Genomic DNA, 15,889 nt, shown 5'->3' with positions numbered 1-15,889 from the left:
GGATGCGTACGCCGGCAGGACGCGACGCAGCCGCGCTCCGCGCGCATCGGCGCGGGGAGCCCGGCACCGCCACCGGGGTCCACCCCGTAGGGCCCGGCCCCTGCCGCGTACGCACGTCGACCCCGGCCGCCGGCCCTCCGGTGCCGCGGCGCTAGCCGCCCACGCGGGCCGGCTCGGCCAGGTCCACCGGGCCCACGCCGGCGCGGCGGGCCAGCGCGACCGCGGCCAGCGTCGAGTGCACGCCCAGCTTGCCGAGGACGTTCTGCATGTGCGTACGGACCGTGTGCGGCGACAGGTACAGCCGCTCGGCGACCGCTTTGCGGCCCAGGCCCGCGACCATGCAGCGCAGCACCTCGTGCTCGCGCGGGGTCAGCGACTCGACCAGCTGCTCGCTCTCCGTACGGTGCTCCCGGGCCGCGGTCAGCTCCCGCAGCACGCCGGTGAGCAGCGCGGGCGGCAGATGCGTCTCGCCGCGCAGCACGCCCCGGATCACCGCCAGCAGCCGGGACAGCGAGCTGTCCTTGGCGACCCAGCCGTACGCGCCGGCCTGCACGGCCGCCGCCGCCCGCGCCGGGTCGTCGCGGGCCGCGAGCACCACCGTGCGCGTCTGCGGGTGGGCGGAGCGGACGCGCGCCGTGAGGGATATCCCGCCGGACGCACCGGACGCACCGGACGCACCGGGAGCGCCGGACGGGGACGCGCCCGCCGGCGAGCCGTTGCCCACGACCGCCTGCACGGGCACGGGCGCCGGGGCCGCCGCGGAGCCGTCCCGGTCGAGGTCGGCGTCGACCAGGAACACGTCGAACCGGCGGCCCTCCGCGGCGGCCCGCTCCAGCGAGCGCAGCGCCGCCTGACCGCTGCCGGCCGGCAGCACGTCGACATCCGGCTCGGCCGCCAGCGCCGCGGCCAGCGACTCGGCGAACACACGGTGGGCATCGGCCACCAGGACCCGGATACGAACCACGGACACCCCCATGTCGCGGACAACCAGAACTCGCGGGATACGGCGCACGGAGCGTAGAGCGCCTGGATGAGCTGCGGCCGCCGCCGCGTCCCATAGCTACCCCGCCCCGTGCGCCGTACCCACGGTCTCGCCCCCTGAACGGCACCGGCCCCCACCGGTGCTGCCCCCACAGCCTAGGGCGCGGGACCGACAAGGGAAGCCCAACGGCCGACTTTCCGTGGCGAGTTCGCCACGCGGCGTAGAAACCGGCCGGATACGGGCCTGTTGGGGATGGATTCCGGAGTTCCGGCGGGCACGGGTGCGGTAAGGCTGTACGTTGCCGGGGCAGTAGACCCCCGGGGGAGGGCGTGATGGCCGTTCGGCTGATCGTGGTCGACGAGCACCGCCTGCTCGCCGAGGCGCTCGCGTCCGCGCTGAAGCTGCGCGGGCACCGGGTGCTGGCCGCGGCCGCGCCCACGGCGGGCGCCGCGGAGCTGGTGGTGAGCAGAGGACCTGAGGTGTGCCTGCTGGGCACGGCGGCCCCGGCCGCGCCCGGGGCGTTCGAACCGGTGCTGCGGATCAAGCGCGAGCGGCCGCAGATAGCGGTGGTGGTGCTCGGCCCGGTGCCGAACCCGCGCGGCATAGCGGCGGCGTTCGCCGCGGGCGCCTCCGGGTACGTGCGGCACGACGAGCGCATCGAGGGCGTGGAGCGGGCGCTGGTCAAGGCGCGCGCCGGGGAGGCGGCGGTGGCGCCGCAGCTGCTGCAGAGCGCGTTCACGGAGCTGCTCAACCCGGCGGCGGAGCCGGACGACGAGGGCGCCCGGCTGCTGCAGCTGCTGACCCCGCGGGAGGTCGAGGTGCTGGTGCGGGTGGCGGAGGGCGAGGACACGCGGCTGATCGCGGCGGGGATGCGAATAGCGGCGAGCACGGCCCGTACGCATGTGCAGCGGGTGCTGATGAAGCTCGGGGTGGGTTCCCGGCTCGAAGCGGCGGCGCTGGCGGCCCGTACGGGGCTGCTGGACCGCGCCGCCGCCCGCCCGGCGGCGGACGGCGGCGGGGAGCCGTAGGGGCGCGGAGCCGTCAGGGCGGGGAGCCGTCAGGGCGTACCGGTCAGTGGCCGTCCGGCCGGGGCCCGCCCTCCATCGCCTCCGCCAGCTCCTCCGCCGACGGCGGCCGCATCGGCCGCAGCAGCTGCCACCCCAGGAAGAACAGCCCGAGCGCCAGCATCCCCAGCCCCGTCCACAGGTTGATCCGCACGTCCGCCGCCTTGGCGACCTCCGCGTCGGAGTCGAAGGCGCCGACGATCACCAGGATCACGCCGTACACGACGAACAGCCCGCCGATCATGCGCCGCACGTCGAACAGCCTGCTGGCCGTCGCCGACTTGCGCTCCAGCTCCTCGACCGTGTGCGCCAGCTCTTCGGGGTCCGGGTCGCCGTGGCCCGGGCCGTCCGGGTGCCCGTTGGTGTCGCTCATGGTGCGCTCCTAGAAGGAGAAGGGGAGGTAGCAGAGGGCGGCCAGAACGATCACGCCCCAGCCGAGCAGGGCCGGGCTGCGGTACCAGGCGTCGTCGCCCTCGGCGGGGGGCTCGGACATGCCCGGGGAGCGGGTGCCGTAGACGAGGCCGGCGAGCTGCTCGGCGGGCTTGGGCTTCGTGAACGCGGTGACGATCACCATCACGACCGCGCCGGCGACGAAGCCGACGATCGCCGAGACGAAGTTGGCGCCCTGGTCGCTGGGGATGCTGATGACGTCCTGCTTGTAGATCCAGAAGTAGTTGAGCATCGCGGCCACCGTCCCGACCAACAGCCCCCAGAAGCCGGACCTCACGGACGTGCGCTTCCAGAACATGCCGATGATGAAGACCACGAACATCGGCACGTTGAAGAAGGAGAACAGCGTCTGCAGATAGCTCATGATGTTGCTGAAGCTGGACGCGATGAACGCCGTGCCGACGCTGGCCGCCACCCCGACCACGGTGATGATCCGCCCGAAGCGCAGGTAGTACGCGTCCGTCCGGCCCCGCTTGACGTACGGCTCCCAGATGTCCGTGGTGAACACCGTGTTGAACGAGGACACGTTCGCCGCCATGCCCGCCATGAACGCCGCCAGCAGCCCGGTGACGGCGACGCCCAGCATGCCGTTGGGCAGCAGTTGCTCCATGAGGAACGGGATCGAGTCGTTGTACGTCAGGTCCGAGCCGGACGTGCCGATCTCGGGCACCAGGGCCGCCGCGACCAGGCCGGGGATCATCACCAGGAAGACGATGAAGACCTTCGGGTACGCGCCGATGAGCGGCGTCCGCCGGGCGGCGGAGAGGTTCCTGGCGGACAGCGCGCGCTGCACCTCGGCGAAGTTGGTCGTCCAGTAGCCGAAGCTGAGGACGAAGCCGAGGCCCAGGACGATGGTCAGCCAGTTGGCGCCGAGCGGGTTGTCGCTGCCGATGCCGGTGCCGCCCCAGGCGGTCATGAAGTCGCCGCCGCGGGACTCGGTCAGGGTGTCGCTGAGGCCGTCCCAGCCGCCGACGTGCTTGAGCGCGAGGATCGTCAGCGGCAGCAGGGCCGCGATGATGACGAAGAACTGCAGCACCTCGTTGTAGACGGCGGAGGACAGCCCGCCGAGGGTGATGTACACGAGGACGACGGCGGCGGAGACGACGATCGCGACCCACTCCGGCCAGCCGAGCAGCGCCTCGACGACGATGGCCATGGCGTAGAGGTTGACGCCGGCGATGAGCACGGCGGCGAAGGAGAAGAGCACCGAGCTGAGCAGGTGTGCGCCGCGGTCGTAGCGGTGCAGCAGGAACTCCGGCACCGACCGGACCTTCGAGCCGTAGTAGAAGGGCATCATCACCAGGCCCAGGAAGACCATCGCCGGGATGGCGCCGATCCAGTACCAGTGGGTGGTGTAGACGCCGTACTGGGCGCTGTTGGCGGCCATGCCGAGGATCTCGGTGGCGCCGAGGTTGGCGGAGATGAACGCCAGGCCGGTGATCCAGGCGGGCATGGAGCGGCCGGAGAGGAAGAAGTCGAGGCTGGTCTTGACGCTTCGCCGGGCCAGGAAGCCGATGCCGAGCACGACGACGAAGTACAGGGCCATGATCACGTAGTCGAGCGCGTTGGTGTCGAGTCGCAGCTCTGCCGCGAGTGGGTGCATGTGCGGGTCCGGTTCAGTGCGTGGCGCGTACGGAAGGCGAAGCCGGGCGGGTGGCGTTGGTTTCCGAATGCTTCTGTTGGGACTGCTTACTTGCCTGTTGGATCTCGCACCCAGAATGTCTGATAAGGGATAAATTGGAGCAGGCGACGCTCCGACATTGACTCCCCTGTTGGCTTGTGGTTCATTGTGTTCGATTGTGTTTGGGCAACGGCAGCGCAACGGCAACGGGACCGTGACGACCGGCGGGCAGGGCAGGCAGGCCAGGGCCGAGGAAGAGGCTCCAGTGAAGAAGACGCACACGCGGCTCGCGGACGGTCGCGAGCTGATCTACTTCGACGCGCGTGACGACGCCGTCCGGGACGCGGCCGACCGCCGCCCCCTGGAGCCGACGCGCACCGCCTCGGAGGCGCGCTTCGACCCGCTGCGCGGCGAGTGGGTCGTCGTCGCCTCACACCGCCAGGGCCGCACCTACCACCCGCCCGCCGACGAGTGCCCCCTGTGCCCCTCGCGCCGCGGGCGGCTGAGCGAGATCCCCGCCGACGACTACGAGGTCGCCGTCTTCGAGAACCGCTTCCCCTCGCTGACCGGGGCCCCCGGACCGGCGACCGGCGAACCGCCGTTCGTCAGCGCCCCGGGCGCGGGCCGCTGCGAGGTCGTCTGCTTCACCTCCGACCACGACGCCTCCTTCGCCCGCCTCTCCCCCGGGCAGGCCGCGCTGGTGCTGGAGGCGTGGACCGATCGCTCCGCCGAGCTGGCCGAACTCCCGGGCGTCGAGCAGGTCTTCTGCTTCGAGAACCGCGGCAAGGAGATCGGCGTCACCCTCGGCCACCCGCACGGCCAGATCTACGCCTACCCGTACGTCACCCCGCGCACCGCGCAGATGATGCGGTGCGTCGAGGAGCACCGGGCGGAGACGGGCGAGAACCTCTTCGACACCGTCGTCGGCGCCGAGACCGCGGCCGGCACGCGCGTGGTGCTGGAGGCGGCGCACTGGGTGGCGTTCGTGCCGTACGCCGCGCACTGGCCGTACGAGGTCCACCTCTACCCGCGGCGCCGCGTGCCCGACCTGCCGGCGCTGGACGACGCCGCGCGCGCGGAGTTCCCCGAGGTCTACCTCGAACTCCTGCGCAGGTTCGACCGTATCTTCGGGCCGGACGAGCCTCCGACGCCGTATATCTCGGCCTGGCACCAAGCGCCCGTGCGGGCGGCGGGGCGCGATGACTACGCTCTGCACCTCGAACTGTTCACGATCCGGCGCAGCCCGGGAAAGCTGAAGTATCTGGCGGGCTCGGAGTCCGCGATGGACGCCTTTGTCACCGATGTGCCGCCGGAGCGGGCGGCGGAACGACTGCGAGAGGTAGCGGGCAAGTGAGTCGTAACGTAGCCGGGGGCGCAGGGGCCGGCGGGGGCGCAGGGGCCGGGGGCGGCCGGAGGTACCTGGTGACCGGTGGCGCCGGGTACGTGGGCGGCGTCGTCGCGGCGCACCTGCTGGCCGCCGGGCACCGGGTGACGGTGGTCGACGACCTGACGACCGGGTTCCGCGACGGGGTGCCGGAGGGCGCCGAGTTCGTCGAGGACCGGATCCAGCACGCCGCGAAGTGGCTGGACTCCTCGTACGACGGCGTGCTGCACTTCGCCGCCTCCTCGCAGGTCGGCGAGTCCGTCGCGCACCCCGAGAAGTACTGGCGCAACAACGTCGGCGGCACCCTGGAGCTGCTGGCCGCCATGCGCGACGCGGGCGTGCGCCGGCTGGTGTTCTCCTCCACCGCCGCCACCTACGGCGAGCCGGAGTCCGTGCCGATCACCGAGGACGCCGTCACCGCGCCGACCAACCCGTACGGGGCCTCCAAGCTCGCCGTCGACCAGATGATCGGCGCCGAGTGCCACGCCCACGGCCTGGCCGCCGCGTCGCTGCGCTACTTCAACGTCGCGGGCGCGTACTTCCCGCCCGACGGCGGCGGCCCGTACGGCGAGCGGCACGACCCGGAGTCGCACCTCATCCCGCTGGTGCTCCAGGTGGCCCTGGGCCGCCGCGAGTCGATCTCGGTCTTCGGCGACGACTACCCCACCCCGGACGGCACCTGCATCCGCGACTACATCCACGTCGCGGACCTCGCCGAGGCGCACCTGCTCGCGCTCGACGCCGTGCGCCCGGGCGAGCACCGCATCTGCAACCTCGGCAACGGCGCGGGCTTCTCCGTGCGCGAGGTCGTCGACACGGTGCGCCGGGTCACGGGGCACCCCGTGCCCGAGGTGGTCGCGCCGCGGCGGGGCGGGGACCCCGCGGTGCTGGTGGCGTCCGCGGAGGCGGCGAAGGAACAGCTGGGCTGGCGGCCGTCGCGTACGGAGCTGGCGGGGATCGTGTCGGACGCCTGGGACTTCGCACGGCGGGTCGCGGGCGCGGACACCGGTGCAGGCGGAGGGGACAGATGACGGCTGAAGAGACGACGGGGACGGCGGCGGCGCGGGCCGCGGAGGGCTTGGGCGCGGAGGACGGCGGCGGGGCCGGCGCGGCGGCTGCCGCCGCGGCCTTCGCCGAGCTGTACGGGGAGCAGCCCGCCGGCCTGTGGGCCGCGCCCGGCCGCGTCAACCTCATCGGCGAGCACACCGACTACAACGACGGCTTCGTCATGCCGCTCGCCCTCCCGCACACCACCGTCGCCGCCGCCCGCCGCCGCGACGACGGCGTGCTGCGGCTGCACTCGGGCGACGCCGGCCCACGCCTGGTGGAGCTGGACGTCAACAGCATCGATCCCCTGGCCGTGGGCGGCGACCGCGGCGGCTGGGCCGCCTACCCGGCGGGCGTGGTGTGGGCCCTGCGCCGCACCGTCCCCGCCTTCGCGGACTTCGGCGGCGCCGACATCCACTACGAGAGCACGGTCCCCACGGGCGCCGGGCTGTCCTCGTCGGCGGCCCTGGAGGTCTCCACGGCGCTGGCCCTCAGCGACCTGCACGGCCTGGGCCTCGACCCCGTACGGCTGGCGAAGGTCAGCCAGCACGCCGAGAACGACTTCGTCGGCGTCCCCAGCGGGATCATGGACCAGATGGCGTCCGCGTGCTGCACCGCGGGCCACGTGCTCCACCTCGACACCCGCGACCTCACGGAGCGCGCCGTGCCCTTCGACCTGGCCGCCGAGGGCCTCACCCTGCTCGTCGTCGACACCCAGGTCAAACACGCCCTGGGCGACGGCGAGTACGCACAGCGGCGCGCCGGCTGCGAGGCGGCGGCCCGGGCGCTGGGCGTACCGGCGTTGCGGGACGTCCCGTACGCGGAGTTGGACGCCGCGCTGGCCCGGCTGACGGACCCGGCGGTGCGCCCGTTCGTACGGCACGTGGTCACCGAGGACCGCCGCGTCGAGGAGTGCATCGCGCTGCTCGACGCCGGCCGCACCCGCGACATCGGGCCCGTGCTGCTCGCCGGACACGCCTCGCTGCGCGACGACTTCCGCGTCTCCTGCCCCGAACTCGACGTGGTCGTCGAGTCGTCGGTCGCCGTGGGCGCGCTCGGCGCGCGCATGACCGGCGGCGGCTTCGGCGGCTCGGCGATCGTGCTGGTCGAGACGGACGCGGCCGAAGCGGTCGCCAAGGCCGTCGAGTCGGCGTTCACCGCGGCGGACTTCCGCCCGCCGCGGGTCTTCCCCGCCGTCCCCGGCGCGGGCGCCCGCCGCCTGCGGTGACTGGCGGTCCCCGCCCGCCAACGCACGGCGGGCGGGGACAGTAGGGACGGAACGTTTACGACTCGCCGAACTCCCCGCGCACGACACCCGCGACGAACGCCCGCCACGCCTCGGGGGTCGCGGTCAGGACGGGACCGGCGCCGTGCTGCTTACTGTCCCGCATGGCCACCGCGCCGTGGCCGAACGCCACCTCAACGCAGTTGCCGTTCCCGTTGCTGTAACTGGACTTGAACCACGCTGCGCGAGGCAGCTCACCCTTTCTCATAACTCCCTGCCACTTCAGCCAGCAGACGCAGCGACGCCTGCTCATCGTGTGCTGCTTCCCTGATGCCCCGGAACGCCCGGTCGTACTGCTCGATCTCATGCGGCTTGTCGAGGTACAGGCCCCCCGTGTAGCCATCAGCGTAGACCGTGGGCGGCTCCGACTCGCTGCCGTCGCCGTTGAGCGGAAAGCGCAGCAGTACGAACGCGCCGGTGAGAACCCCGGGATGCATCCCCGCGGCGAACGGCACGACCCGGAGGGTGACGTTCGGCCGCTCGGCGACATAGACCAGATGCGCCAGTTGCTCCGCCATCACCTCGCGCCCGCCGATCGACCGACGCAGGACTGCCTCACCCAGCACCGCCTCGAACTCCAGCGGCCTCGTGACCCGAGTCAGCAGCGCCTGTTGGTCGGTGCGCAGCCGCACCCGTCGGTCGAGGTCCTCCTCGCTGATGTCCGGCTGATCCGCGCGCATAATGGCACGCGCGTATCCTGCAGTCTGGAGCAACCCCGGCACGAGGTCGCTCTCATACGTGGACGCTTTCCACGCCGCGTCCTCCAAGCCCACGTACACGTCGAACCCGTCCGGGATCACCTCGCCGTACGCGTGCCACCACCCGCGCGCCTTCGTCTCCTTGGCCAGCCCCACAGCAGGGCCTCGGTCAGGCGTGCCCGCCTGTTCGCCACCCGGGCCCTCGCCGACTGGTCCGGCCCCGTCGACGTAGACGACGTCCGCACCTGCGTCTCCGAAATGTGCACTAACGCCCTGCTGCACGGAGGCCGACCGGGGCGACTCTTCCTCGTACGCCTGTCACTGTCCGAGACCGCCCTGGTCGTCGAGGTCCACGACGGCAACTCCGCCGCACCCCAGCCGCGCAGCGCCGCGGAAGGCGACGAGTCCGGCCGCGGCCTCCTCGTCGTCGCCGCTCTCTCCGACCGCTGGGGCGTGCGTGCGCGTGACGGGATCGGCAAGCTGGTCTACGCGGAGTTCGACGTCCGGGCCCGCTGAAGACAGGACCGGCGACCTGGTGCGCGTGGCGCCGGTGGAAGCCACCCGGCCGGCCTGCACACCACCAGCTCACGGCCGCAGCCCAGCTAACGCGCTGCCAGGCCGCCCGCGGGATCGTGCCGGTCATCGCCCGCCGCTACCTTGCCCGCGCGACGCTCAGCAGCCGCCCCCACCGCCACAGCCGCCCCCACCGCCGACACCGGCGCCACCGCCGGCGCCACCGTTGAATCGGACGGGATCGTCCTTGGGAATGCTGCCGGCGAACGAGACGGTGGCCATGAGTCCCGAGCGGGTGAACTCACGTCGCACCTTGGCGCTCAGCCTCTCCTCCAACTTCGCCAGTCCCTCCAGGCCGTGCAACGCGACAAAGCGCAGCAGCGCATCGCCGGTCGGCCCCGGCGTTCGCAGCCTTGCCGTCTCCTCCTTCACCAGCGCAACACCACGGGGTGCGAGCGGGCGGAGGGCACCGCCGGTACTCCGGAAGGCCACGGCGTACAACACCCCAGCCCCCGCCGGAAGCGCGAGCGAAATGAAGTACTCCCGAACAAACCCGTTGTGCGGAACAGACCCGTTGGCCGGATCCTCTTGAACGAGGAAGGCGCACACGACGCAGGCTATCCCGGCGAAGAACGTGACGATTGCCCAGACGAGCACCGACAGCTCCCGGACTCTGGCGTTGCGCTCGGCTGCGGGCTCCCACAGTCCCAGCTCGGTCAGGAGACGCCGGTCTGCCGCGTCCGCTTCCGGCACCCGCCCCGCGTACAGCGCGTCCCTGACGGCCATCCGCTTCTTACGGCGCAGTTTATCGATGATCGCCTGCCGTACCACGGCACTGCCGTCATCCGCCTCGGGATCCGCGCGGCGTTCCCCGCCGGTCGTCAGGACCAGGTCTCCGTCGCGCAGTTCCACCTGCCCGTCCAGGTGAAGCCGCGCCAACGCCACCTCCGGGAGTCGCTCTTCTCCTTCCGCCAGCACCGCCAGCCCCTCCGGCGTCAGCACCGAGAGGTCGACCTCCGGTCCCGGCGGCACCGACCCCCTCGTCACCCGCCGGTGCCGGACGGCCGTGAACACCAGCAACGCGATGGCGGTCGCCTCACAGACGGCCAATAACGACAGCGTGGCCACCACATACCAGGTCCAGTCCACAGACATGCAGGTCCAGTCCACAGACATGCCCGTATCCTCCCCCCGCCACCTCGGGAGGGGTCCCATGGCCGCGGAGAGGTCGTCTTCGGGTCACACCAGGAGAGGGTGCCGTTGTGAGGCGGGGGAGCCTTCACTCGTCCTTGCTGCCGAAGGCGAGGGCCATGTACTCCTCGTCGGGGCGGTCGCTGACGAGATCCTTCGCCAGGTAGAACCGGCCGTGCTCGAATATGTACGGCACCTGGTCGCCATAGGTGAACGACGCCTCGGCCTCCGCCGTGCCGTTCGGCAGCTCCAGCCAGACCTCTTCCTTCGCGGACTTCGGGTTGATCGCGAGGATCTCGCCGCCGGTGTCGTACGTCCCCCTGCGGTACGCGATGATCTTGCCGTCCTCCACCCGCAGCGGGACCATCGTGCGCCGCTCGCCGGCGTCGTACTTCTTCGTCGGCTTGCCGGTGCCGAGGTCGAAGGCGACGATCTCGTTCGTGTCGCCGTATTCGCTCTTGCCCTGGTGCTCACGCGACGGCAGGTACATCGTGTCGCCGTCCACCGCAACCGAGGTGCAGGACTCGGCGCCGTCGGAGTAGTCGCAGCCGGGCGGGTAGCGCGGGCCCTCCGTCTCCGTGCCCAGCGAGATCTTCGAGCGCAGCTTGCCCCCTTCGAGGGCGAAGATGTCGGTCTCGGTGGTCTTGCCCGCGCCGATCGTGATCACCGGCGGCTCGACGGAGAGCACCTGCACGCTCTGCACGCCGTCCGGCACGTCGTACGACCAGTAGATGCCGCCGGTGGCCGGATCGACCTTCTGGACCTTCATGTCCTCCTGGAGCGAGCCGCAGAAGACCAGGCCGAGCAGGTTCGTGCCGTCGCTGGCGTAGTCGTGGTCCTTGCACTCGGTGGTGGTCTTGGTCTTCCAGACCGGGTCGCCGCCGGAGAGGGGGAACGCCGCGGAGCCGGAGAGGCCGGAGGCGATCACCGTGTCACCGGCGATGGTCACGTGGTCGAACTTCACGTTCTCGTCGGCGGTCGGCACGTGGTTCCGCCACAGCTCGTCGCCGCTGTTGACGTCGAAGACCACGATCTCCGTGCACGGCCTGAAGTCGTCCGCGCCGGAGACCTTGCCGTCCTCCACCAGCATGGCGGCCTTGCCGTCGTCGGTGACGGCCCGCGAGCCGCCGCAGACCAGGCCGTCGGTGGGCAGCTCCCAGGTCTCCTTGCCGGTCCCGGTGTCGTAGCCCCGCACGGCGTTCAGGTCGGCCTTGGCGTAGATCTTCTCCGTCGCCCACTGGCCGTCGACCGTCGCCGTCTGGTCCGCCTCGACCTCCGGGTACGGGACGCCGAACAGCAACTCGCCGTCCGTGCTCGCGGGCTTGCTCTGGCTGACGGACTTCTCCTTGCCGTCACCGCCGCCACCACCGCCCCCGCCGGCCTGCGCCCCGCCGTCGTCACGGACGAGGAACCAGCCCGTGCCGCCGGCGACCAGGACGATCGCCAGCACGGCCGCGATGACCGCCCACACCGGGACGAGCTTCTGGGCTGCCGCCGCGGGCCCGTCGGGCAGGCCCGGGACCTGCGCCTGGGGGTAGCCGCCGGAGTGCGGCGGGACCGGCTGCGGATAGCTGTACTGAGGCTGCTGCTGGGACTGCTGCGGCTGCTGCGGCTGCCCGTACGGCTGCGGGGCCGGGGTGTGCGGCGGCTGCCCCGGGGGGACCTGGGGCTGGGGCTGCGGGTAGCCGTACGGCTGCTGCTGCGACGGGTAGCCGTACTCGGGCTGCTGCTCCGGCGGCGCGGGCTCCGGCGGCGCGCCGAAGCCGCCGCCGGGTGCGGGCGGCGGCGGGGTCTGCGGATACCCGTAGCCGGGCTGCTGCGGATCCTCGGACGGCGGCGGCCCGAAGCCGCCGGACGGCGGCTGGCCCGGCGGCGGTGGCGGCTGCGACATGTCCCTGTCCCCCCGGATGGCTGTGCGTACGAACTGCGGTCGCGTGGCTCATTTCTACCACCCGCGGCCGACAGCCGCCCCGCCCGCGTACCGGCGCCCCGCCGGCCGCCCGGGACCGCCGCCGCGGCCGGCTCGCCGCGCAGCCCCGGACTCCGCCGACTCCGTCAGCTCCAGCCAGCGCAGCTCCAGCTCCTCGCGCTCGGCGACCAGCTGCCGCAGCCGCGCGTCCAGCTCCGCGACCCGCTCGAAGTCCGTCGCGTGCTCGGCGATCGCGGCGTGCAGCTCGCTCTCCTTGCCGCCGATCCGGTCCAGCTGCCGCTCGATGCGCTGCAGCTCCTTCTTCGCCGCCCGCGCGTCCGCCGCGGACACCTCGCCGGCCGCGGCGCCCGCGGCGGGTTCCGCGGGCCGCGCGGGCTGCGGCGTCTGCGTCTCGCGGACCCGGGCCCGCCGGCGCAGGTACTCCTCGATGCCGCCCGGCAGCATCCGCAGCGTGCCGTCGCCCAACAGCGCGTGCACCGTGTCCGTCGTCCGCTCGACGAAGTACCGGTCGTGGCTGATGACCACCAGCGTCCCCGGCCAGCCGTCGAGCAGGTCCTCCAGCTGCGTCAGGGTCTCGATGTCCAGGTCGTTGGTGGGCTCGTCGAGGAACAGCACGTTCGGCTCGTCCATCAGCAGCCGCAGCAGCTGCAGCCGCCGCCGCTCGCCGCCGGACAGGTCGCCCACCGGCGTCCACTGCTTCTCGCGCCCGAAGCCGAACTGCTCGCACAGCTGCGAGGCGGTCATCTCCCGCCCCTTGCCGAGGTCCACCCGCTGCCGTACGCGCTCGACCGCCTCCAGCAGCCGCCAGGCCGGGTCGAGTTCCGTGACCTCCTGCGAGAGGTACGCGAGCCGCACGGTCCGCCCGGCGGCGATCCGCCCGGCGGCCGGCTGCTCCTCGCCGCCGGAGCGGGCGGCGTCGGCGAGGGCGCGCAGCAGGGAGGTCTTGCCGGCGCCGTTGACGCCGAGGACCGCCACGCGGTCGCCGGGGCCGAGCTGCCAGGTCAGCCCTTTCAGCAGCACCCTGCCGTCGGGGCCGTCCCCGGCCCGTACGGTGACGTCCTCCAGGTCGAAGACCGTCTTGCCGAGGCGCGAGTTCGCGAACTTCATCAGCTCCGCGGAGTCGCGCGGCGGCGGCACGTCGGCGATGAGCGCGTTGGCGGCCTCGATGCGGAAGCGGGGCTTGCTGGTGCGGGCCGGGGCGCCGCGGCGCAGCCAGGCCAGCTCCTTGCGCACGAGGTTCTGCCGCTTGGCCTCCTCGGTGGCGGCGATACGGGCCCGCTCGGCGCGTGCGAAGACGTAGTCGGAGTAGCCGCCGTCGTACTCGTGGACGGCGCCGCGCTGGACGTCCCACATGCGGGTGCAGACCTGGTCGAGGAACCAGCGGTCGTGGGTGACGACGACGAGCGCGGCGCGGCGGGTGCGCAGGTGCTCGGCGAGCCAGGCGATGCCCTCGACGTCGAGGTGGTTGGTCGGCTCGTCCAGGACGATCAGGTCGGGGGTGCCGATGAGCAGCCGGGCCAGCGCGATGCGGCGGCGTTCGCCGCCGGAGAGCGGGCCGATGACGGTGTCCAGGCCGTGCTCGAACCCGGGCAGGTCGAGCCCGCCGAAGAGGCCGGTGAGCACGTCGCGGACGCGGGCGTCGCCGGCCCACTCGTGGTCGGCCATGTCGCCGACGACCTCGTGCCGGACGGTGGCGGCGGGGTCGAGGGTGTCGCCCTGGGTGAGGACGCCGAGGCGGAGGCCGCCGGTGTGGGTGACGCGGCCGGCGTCGGGGTCTTCGAGCTTGGCGAGGAGGCGGACGAGGGTGGTCTTGCCGTCGCCGTTGCGGCCGACGACGCCGATGCGGTCGCCTTCGGCGACGCCGAGGGAGATGCCGTCGAGGAGGGCGCGGGTGCCGTAGACCTTGTCGACGGCTTCCAGGTTGACCAGGTTGGCGGCGGCCATGGCGGTGCGGTGCTCCTCGCGGGGTCGGGGTGGGCGGGGGCCTCGGCGGGCGGCCTCCCAGGGTAGTTCCCGACCCGGCGCGGGCGTCCGGCGGCTTTTCCCCACCCCGCCCCTTCCCGAACCCGGGGGCTCCGCCCCCGGTCCCCCGGGACGCGCGCACGCACCGGAACCGGGGCGCTCCGCCCCGGACCCCACGGCGCCGCAAAGCGGCAACCGGCCCTCACACCGGAACGCGGCCCGCTCCCATACCGGGGGCTGCGCCCCCAGCCCCCCGCCGCGCTACGCGCAGGGCCGCACCACGGACTCGACCCGGCCGAGCGCCCGAGGCCGCCCGCCGCGCTACGCGCGGGGCCTGTACCGGGGGCTCCGCCCTCAAACCCCCGCCGCGCTACGCGCAGGACCACCGCGCGCCCACGCCCACGCCCGCGCCCGGCGGTGCCCCGCTTCACGCCCATGACACGGACACCCGGGCCGTCCGCCGGACGGAACCACTCCCCGGGGGCTGCGCCCCCAGCCCCCGCCGCGCTACGCGCAGGGCCACGCCGCCGCGCGCCCACGCCCGCGGCCGGACGCGGGCGGTGCCCCACTCCACGCCCATGACACGGACACCCGGGCCGTCCGCCGGACGGAACCACTCCCCGACCGCTCCCATACCGGGGGCTGCGCCCCCAGACCCCCGCCGCGCTACGCGCGCGGGCGCGGGCGTGGGCTGGCGGGTGGCTCAGCTCACCACCGACGCGCCCGGGGCCGGGGCCTGGGCGACGCGGGCCTTGCGGCACGTGCCCGACGTCTCCAGTGCCGTGGCGATCTCCGTTGCCGCCGGCTCGTCCGGCGCCAGGAACGCGCACGTGGGGCCCGAGCCCGAGACCAGGGCGGCCAGGGCGCCGGCCGCGGTGCCGGCCGCCAGGGTGCCGGCCAGGGACGGGCGCAGGGAGAGTGCCGCGGGCTGCAGGTCGTTGCCGCCGGCGATGGCCGCCAGGGCGGCGGCCAGGGCCGTCGGGTCGCCGGAGCCGAGGGCGTCGAGGACCGCGGGCGACGGGTCCGGGTCCGGTACGGCGCGGTCCGCCGCGAGGCGGTCGAACTCGCCGTAGACCTCCGGCGTCGACAGCCCGCCGTCGGCCACCGCGAAGACCCAGTACAGCGGGCCTTTCGCCGCCAGCGCGGTGAGCTGCTCGCCGCGGCCGCGGCCCAGCGCCGCGCCGCCGACCAGGCTGAACGGCACGTCGCTGCCCAGCTCGGCGCAGATCCGCAGCAGCTCGTCGGTGCCGGTCCGGGTGCCCCACAGCGCGTCGCAGGCCAGCAGCGCCCCGGCGCCGTCCGCGCTGCCGCCGGCCATGCCGCCGGCGACGGGGATGTCCTTGGCGATGTGCAGGTGTACGTGCGGCTCCCGCCCGTGCCGGGCGGCGAGCAGCTGCGCCGCGCGGGCGGCGAGGTTCGAGGTGTCGGTGGGTACGGCGGCGGCGTCGGGGCCGGAGACGGTGACGCGCAGCTCGTCGGCCGCGGTGGCGGTGACCTCGTCGTAGAGGCCGACGGCGAGGAAGACGTTGGCGAGGTCGTGGAAGCCGTCGGGGCGCGGCGGGCCGACGGCGAGCTGCACGTTGACCTTCGCGGGTACGCGGACGGTGACGCTCCGCGCGGCGGCGGAACCGGCGGGGCCGGCGGGCGGGGTCGATCCGGATGTCACGGCGTGCTGCTCCTCGTGGTGGCGGTCCGGTGCCGGGACTCCGCGATCCGCGCGAAGTCCTCGATGGTCAGCGACTCGCCGCGGGCCTGCGGCGAG

General features: G+C 73.4%; 13 protein-coding genes and 1 pseudogene. 5 read left to right on the top strand and 9 right to left on the bottom strand.

Features of this window, described 5'->3' with window-relative positions:
- Nucleotides 1–151: 151 nt before the first annotated feature.
- On the bottom strand, nt 152–964 hold the full coding sequence (locus tag ABD317_RS22240; protein ID WP_344291699.1) for a response regulator transcription factor: 813 nt from the start codon (nt 962–964) through the stop codon (nt 152–154).
- A 350-nt stretch (nt 965–1,314) separates the two neighbouring features.
- Between ABD317_RS22240 and ABD317_RS22235 the strand changes: the two genes are divergently transcribed.
- Complete coding sequence (locus ABD317_RS22235; protein WP_027754580.1) at nt 1,315–2,010, top strand: LuxR C-terminal-related transcriptional regulator; 696 nt, start codon at nt 1,315–1,317, stop codon at nt 2,008–2,010.
- A 43-nt stretch (nt 2,011–2,053) separates the two neighbouring features.
- Here the strand turns inward: ABD317_RS22235 and ABD317_RS22230 are convergent, their stop codons facing one another.
- Both ABD317_RS22230 and ABD317_RS22225 read right to left on the bottom strand, forming a co-directional pair.
- Nucleotides 2,054–2,419 (bottom strand): hypothetical protein, encoded by a 366-nt coding sequence (locus tag ABD317_RS22230; RefSeq protein ID WP_344291698.1) that lies wholly within the window; start codon nt 2,417–2,419, stop codon nt 2,054–2,056.
- A gap of 9 nt (nt 2,420–2,428) precedes the next feature.
- Nucleotides 2,429–4,099 (bottom strand): sodium:solute symporter family protein, encoded by a 1,671-nt coding sequence (locus ABD317_RS22225; protein WP_344291697.1) that lies wholly within the window; start codon nt 4,097–4,099, stop codon nt 2,429–2,431.
- Between the two features lie 283 nt (nt 4,100–4,382).
- On the opposite strand from ABD317_RS22225, the gene galT reads away from it, so the two are divergent.
- From galT to galK, 3 genes are all read left to right on the top strand, one after another.
- Nucleotides 4,383–5,471: a galactose-1-phosphate uridylyltransferase gene (gene galT / locus ABD317_RS22220; RefSeq protein ID WP_344291696.1), complete on the top strand. Its 1,089-nt coding sequence runs from the start codon at nt 4,383–4,385 to the stop codon at nt 5,469–5,471.
- A 65-nt stretch (nt 5,472–5,536) separates the two neighbouring features.
- Nucleotides 5,537–6,532: a UDP-glucose 4-epimerase GalE gene (gene galE, locus ABD317_RS22215; protein WP_344291700.1), complete on the top strand. Its 996-nt coding sequence runs from the start codon at nt 5,537–5,539 to the stop codon at nt 6,530–6,532.
- Complete coding sequence (gene galK / locus ABD317_RS22210) at nt 6,529–7,776, top strand: galactokinase (RefSeq protein WP_344291695.1); 1,248 nt, start codon at nt 6,529–6,531, stop codon at nt 7,774–7,776. The genes galE and galK overlap by 4 nt, the downstream gene beginning before the upstream one ends.
- 55 nt (nt 7,777–7,831) lie before the next feature.
- On the opposite strand, the gene ABD317_RS22205 is transcribed toward galK, so the two are convergent.
- Together ABD317_RS22205 and ABD317_RS22200 are read right to left on the bottom strand one after the other, a co-directional pair.
- Entirely contained in the window at nt 7,832–8,041 is a 210-nt protein-coding gene (locus tag ABD317_RS22205) for a DUF397 domain-containing protein (RefSeq protein ID WP_344291694.1), read from the bottom strand.
- A complete protein-coding gene (locus tag ABD317_RS22200; protein WP_344291693.1) occupies nt 8,028–8,687 on the bottom strand; it encodes a DUF5753 domain-containing protein in 660 nt (219 codons plus the stop codon). Before ABD317_RS22200 ends, ABD317_RS22205 begins: the two co-directional genes overlap by 14 nt.
- Here ABD317_RS22200 and ABD317_RS22195 point away from each other — a divergent pair.
- The gene (locus tag ABD317_RS22195) at nt 8,646–9,047 is read left to right on the top strand and encodes an ATP-binding protein (protein ID WP_344291692.1); all 402 of its coding nucleotides are present in this window, start codon (nt 8,646–8,648) and stop codon (nt 9,045–9,047) included. The genes ABD317_RS22200 and ABD317_RS22195 overlap by 42 nt on opposite strands.
- A gap of 156 nt (nt 9,048–9,203) precedes the next feature.
- On the opposite strand, the gene ABD317_RS22190 is transcribed toward ABD317_RS22195, so the two are convergent.
- The 4 genes and pseudogenes from ABD317_RS22190 to ABD317_RS22175 form a co-directional block, all read right to left on the bottom strand.
- On the bottom strand, nt 9,204–10,220 hold the full coding sequence (locus tag ABD317_RS22190) for a TIGR04222 domain-containing membrane protein (RefSeq protein ID WP_344291691.1): 1,017 nt from the start codon (nt 10,218–10,220) through the stop codon (nt 9,204–9,206).
- A 103-nt stretch (nt 10,221–10,323) separates the two neighbouring features.
- Nucleotides 10,324–12,126 (bottom strand): outer membrane protein assembly factor BamB family protein, encoded by a 1,803-nt coding sequence (locus ABD317_RS22185; protein WP_344291690.1) that lies wholly within the window; start codon nt 12,124–12,126, stop codon nt 10,324–10,326.
- A 153-nt stretch (nt 12,127–12,279) separates the two neighbouring features.
- Nucleotides 12,280–14,109 (bottom strand): annotated as a pseudogene (locus ABD317_RS22180) (ABC-F family ATP-binding cassette domain-containing protein); the annotation flags it as partial.
- Between the two features lie 721 nt (nt 14,110–14,830).
- Nucleotides 14,831–15,793, bottom strand: coding sequence for a 4-(cytidine 5'-diphospho)-2-C-methyl-D-erythritol kinase (locus ABD317_RS22175; RefSeq protein WP_344291689.1), 963 nt, complete (start codon nt 15,791–15,793; stop codon nt 14,831–14,833).
- Nucleotides 15,794–15,889: the final 96 nt, after the last annotated feature.

Source organism: Streptomyces synnematoformans, from assembly GCF_039531005.1.
In the GTDB taxonomy this organism is placed as follows: domain Bacteria; phylum Actinomycetota; class Actinomycetes; order Streptomycetales; family Streptomycetaceae; genus Streptomyces; species Streptomyces synnematoformans.
Note: the sequence above shows the minus strand (reverse complement) of the source record. Positions and strands in the feature narration are given on the sequence as shown.

Coding starts and splice junctions, on each gene's coding strand:
- ABD317_RS22235 (WP_027754580.1), top strand. CDS start 1,315: ATGGCCGTTCGGCTGATCGTGGTCGACGAGCACCGCCTGCTCGCCGAG.
- ABD317_RS22230 (WP_344291698.1), bottom strand. CDS start 2,419: ATGAGCGACACCAACGGGCACCCGGACGGCCCGGGCCACGGCGACCCG.
- ABD317_RS22225 (WP_344291697.1), bottom strand. CDS start 4,099: ATGCACCCACTCGCGGCAGAGCTGCGACTCGACACCAACGCGCTCGAC.
- galK (WP_344291695.1), top strand. CDS start 6,529: ATGACGGCTGAAGAGACGACGGGGACGGCGGCGGCGCGGGCCGCGGAG.
- ABD317_RS22205 (WP_344291694.1), bottom strand. CDS start 8,041: ATGAGAAAGGGTGAGCTGCCTCGCGCAGCGTGGTTCAAGTCCAGTTAC.
- ABD317_RS22190 (WP_344291691.1), bottom strand. CDS start 10,220: ATGTCTGTGGACTGGACCTGCATGTCTGTGGACTGGACCTGGTATGTG.
- ABD317_RS22185 (WP_344291690.1), bottom strand. CDS start 12,126: ATGTCGCAGCCGCCACCGCCGCCGGGCCAGCCGCCGTCCGGCGGCTTC.